At 48.5% G+C, this 3,635-nt stretch carries 3 protein-coding genes and 1 pseudogene; 3 read left to right on the forward strand and 1 reads right to left on the reverse strand.

The annotated features are described in order from the left end of the window. The first annotated feature begins 152 nt into the window (after nt 1-152). Nucleotides 153-548 carry a protease inhibitor I42 family protein gene (locus tag O9332_RS22670; protein WP_002761122.1) on the forward strand — a complete coding sequence of 132 codons (396 nt, stop codon included), beginning with the start codon at nt 153-155 and terminating at the stop codon, nt 546-548. Nucleotides 549-602: 54 nt separating this feature from the next. Beyond that, on the forward strand, nt 603-1,514 hold the full coding sequence (locus O9332_RS22675; protein ID WP_002761124.1) for a C1 family peptidase: 912 nt from the start codon (nt 603-605) through the stop codon (nt 1,512-1,514). Between the two features lie 339 nt (nt 1,515-1,853). Here O9332_RS22675 and O9332_RS22680 read toward each other — a convergent pair whose 3' ends face one another. Next, nucleotides 1,854-2,777: an AAA family ATPase gene (locus O9332_RS22680; RefSeq protein ID WP_002761127.1), complete on the reverse strand. Its 924-nt coding sequence runs from the start codon at nt 2,775-2,777 to the stop codon at nt 1,854-1,856. A 254-nt stretch (nt 2,778-3,031) separates the two neighbouring features. Here O9332_RS22680 and O9332_RS22685 point away from each other — a divergent pair. Continuing rightward, nucleotides 3,032-3,499: pseudogene (locus O9332_RS22685) on the forward strand (hypothetical protein); the annotation flags it as partial. Nucleotides 3,500-3,635 lie beyond the last annotated feature (136 nt).

Consider the following 3,635-nt stretch of genomic DNA (forward strand, 5'->3'; position numbering starts at 1 on the left):
TGAAATGGGGCGAAAGTCTGTGGACTCTGTGTAAGACAGTACATGGTTTTTTAACTGTGGTATGCGACGGTGGTGGAAGCAGAAACTTAAATCGTGAGGTTTAGGAATCGCCGCACTTTTAGGGCGGCGAGGATGTCAAAACTCTAATCCTCGTGCTTTCCCCGGTCTTTTCCCAGGGCTGTGGGGCAACCAAGTGGAACCCGAAAGAAGGGAACGGTCAAGATACAATGCTAACCCTTACTCGCACTGACAACGGCAAATCCATCACCATGCAGGTCAATGACCTACTGCTACTGTCCCTCGACGAGAATCCCACTACCGGCTTTCAGTGGGCGCTTGATGGCGGCGGGGGCGATTTAGTGGAGCTGCAGTCCTCTGAGTATGTACCTGCCGGGGAGTCGAAAGTCGGCGGGGGCGGTCAGAGAGTCCTGACCTTTAAAGCGCAACGGGCTGGGATAGACCAACTAAGGCTTAAGCTCTGGCGAGAGTGGCAGGGAGAGCCGTCAGTTGTCGAACGATTTACCGTCACGCTCCAAGTCCGAGAGTAAAGGCTTCTCAGATAGCCAAGGGCTAGTGAGTAACGACTTAGGAGGAAAGGAAAAATGAGTGAAACATTTGTAATTCCCGCAATGGGATGGTTGCCTGACTATCCCGATATTCGTGATGTCACTTTTCAATCTGAACGCGTACCGTCCAAACTGCAAGCTTTGGGACAGCCATCTGTCAAGCAAATGCTGGCCAAAGTGGGAGCAACGACATCTGCCCCAGCAGCGCTGCCAGCCAGCGTGGACTTGAGGCCGTGGTGTTCCCCCATGGAGGATCAACAAACTATCGGTTCTTGTACGGCCCACGCCGGGGTCGGACTGGTGGAGTATTTTGAGCGGCGAGCTTTTGGCAAACACATAGATGCCTCGCGCCTCTTTCTTTACAAAGTGACGCGCAACTTGCTCAAATGGACGGGAGATACGGGGGCCTTCTTGCGCTCAACAATGTACGCCCTCACCTTGTTTGGCGTACCACCAGAAGAATACTATCCCTACAATATCGCTGATTTGGACAAAGAGCCGTCGGCATTCTGCTACGCTTTTGCCCAAAGCTATCAGGCGATTTCCTACTACCGCCTCGATCCGCCCGGGACGGCAAGAGACGCACTGTTAGCTCGGATTAAAACCGAATTGTCGAAAGGTCTGCCCTCGATGTTTGGCTTTACTGTTTACAGTTCTATCAGTCAGGGCAACACGACCGGCAAGATTCCTTACCCGACTCGGGGCGAACGGGTTGAAGGCGGTCACGCCATTGACGCAGTTGGTTACGACGACAACCTCAAGATTAAGAATACTAACCCCGGTGGCATTGAAACCACCGGTGCCTTGCTGATTCGCAACTCCTGGGGGACTGGCTGGGGAAGCGCTGGCTACGGCTGGCTGCCCTACAAGTACGTCCTCGATGGTCTGGCAACTGATTGGTGGTCGCTAATCAAGAGTGAGTGGGTCGATACGGGACAGTTCGGATAGGAGACCGATTCGATAAGGTGTGAGGGGCAAAATAAAGGCTTCTGGTGAGTTTTTTCAGAATAGGGGGGACGCTGGGAAAACTCACCGTTTGTTGAATTTTTTAGGGGAAGCTTTGTGACATACCCATCGCTAAAAGCGAGGGCTTCCTGCTTCCTCCGTTTTGATTACTGTTCTGGCATGGAAAGATGGTCAAAAAAAGTAAAAACAGAAGCACGTTCAAAATGTTTTTACTCCAGCCTTTAATGAGCTAAGGCGATACTAGCAATTAATGGATCGGCTCTACCAATTTGGCCGAATTTAGAAATACCCTGTAACTTACCATTCATCGATAACTGAAATTTAAGCATAGATGCGATCCTCGATCGCCACCGATTGCAGAAGTCTTTCCACGATCGCTTTAGCTTGACGACCGTGACTAGGAATCAGACGATGGCAGAAGACGTAGGGAGTAATAAACTTAACATCATCGGGGATAGCATAATCGCGACCTTCGAGGAAAGCGTAAGCTTGAACTGCTTTTTGCAAAACCACACAACCCCGGGGACTGACTCCTAAACTAATATCTTCGTGATCACGGGTAGCGCGGACTAAATCGACGATATATTGCTGTAAAGCAGGAGCTACCCGGACCAGACTAACTAATCTTTGCAATTCTCCCACCTGTTCTAGGGAAATACAAGCTTCTAGGGATTTAACCGTCTCTTGAGAATGCTGTCTTTGTAACATTTTTAGTTCTTCTGTGGCGCTGGGATAACCCAAACTCAGGCAAACGGCAAAACGGTCCATTTGCGCTTCTGGAAGCGGAAAAGTGCCTTGATATTCGATCGGATTTTGGGTGGCGATCACAAAGAAGGGTTGGGGGACCGGCCGCGCTTCTCCATCGACGGTAACTTGTTTTTCTTCCATGACTTCTAGAAGTGCCGATTGAGTGCGCGGGGTGGCCCGGTTGATTTCATCGGCCAACAGGACGTTAGCAAAAGCGGGGCCGGGGATAAATTCAAATTCGCGACTGTTGGGGTTCCAAATCGTGGTTCCCGTGATATCACTGGGGAGGAGGTCGGGGGTGCATTGTACCCGTTGGAAACGACCGTTAATTGAACGCGCTAAGGATTTAGCTAAGAGGGTTTTGCCGACTCCGGGGACATCTTCGAGGAGAGCGTGGCCACCACTGAGTAAAGCCACCAGCACAATGCGAATCGATTCGGTTTGGCCGACGATGCTCTGGCTCAAATTTTCCATCAAAATATCAATAGCGTCTCTCATAGCACAAATGGGGGATTTTGTCAAGAAGATTAATGTTAAGTTTTTTTGATCTTAACGATTCTTTTCCTAATTTGCCCAAACTAGCGAGAAAAGTTGACAGACAATGGCGGGAAATTTTCTGCTAGGGAGCTAATCGGGGTTAGGGTGGCGAGCAGGGAGAAAATTAGTTAAGAATTGTTGCCAGTGGGCGAAATCAAGATTTTCAGTCGGTTCAGTACGGTAAAATCGAGAAGAATTTCTCTTAATCAGTGAAGATGAAAGCCAGTTCACTCGTTTTTAGTCTTGTTTTAGGAATCGCTGCCAGTACATTAACCAATAGTTTACCCGAAAATTTGACTTTCAATTCTCGGAAAATATTGGCTCAAGATCAGGCTCCTTCCTGTCCCCTTCCTCCAGATCTTGCCATCACTTTTCGCAATAGTGAATGTCAGGCAATTACCCTAGAAAAACCCCAGACTTTCTTCCGTTATTATAGTGACGAAAATTACAAAAAAGGTCGTTTTCTGACCACGGATCAATATACCACCAATGTGGAGGTGATCAGAAATTTAGCCCTCGATCAAAAGTGGAATCCTCCCAATCAAGCGACCAAAGTGGTATCGGTGACTTTACCTGCGGGAACAACGGTTTATCAAGGAATTGTCGCCCCCCAGAATCCGGCTGATTGTTATCCCGGTGGTGGTCAGCAAACTTTTATTAAAGACTCGCGAGATGCCAATATACCTGGACTTCCCCCATACAGAAATACTAAAAAATTAACAAAACCCTTACTGCCTGGAGCTTCTCAGAAAAAATTGAAAAGACGCTACTGGGTACATTTTCCCTTTGAAAATGGCTGTACCGTTGACTGTATCTAGA

Origin of the sequence: Microcystis sp. LE19-10.1B (genome assembly GCF_027530565.1) — a bacterium.
GTDB lineage: Bacteria > Cyanobacteriota > Cyanobacteriia > Cyanobacteriales > Microcystaceae > Microcystis > Microcystis aeruginosa.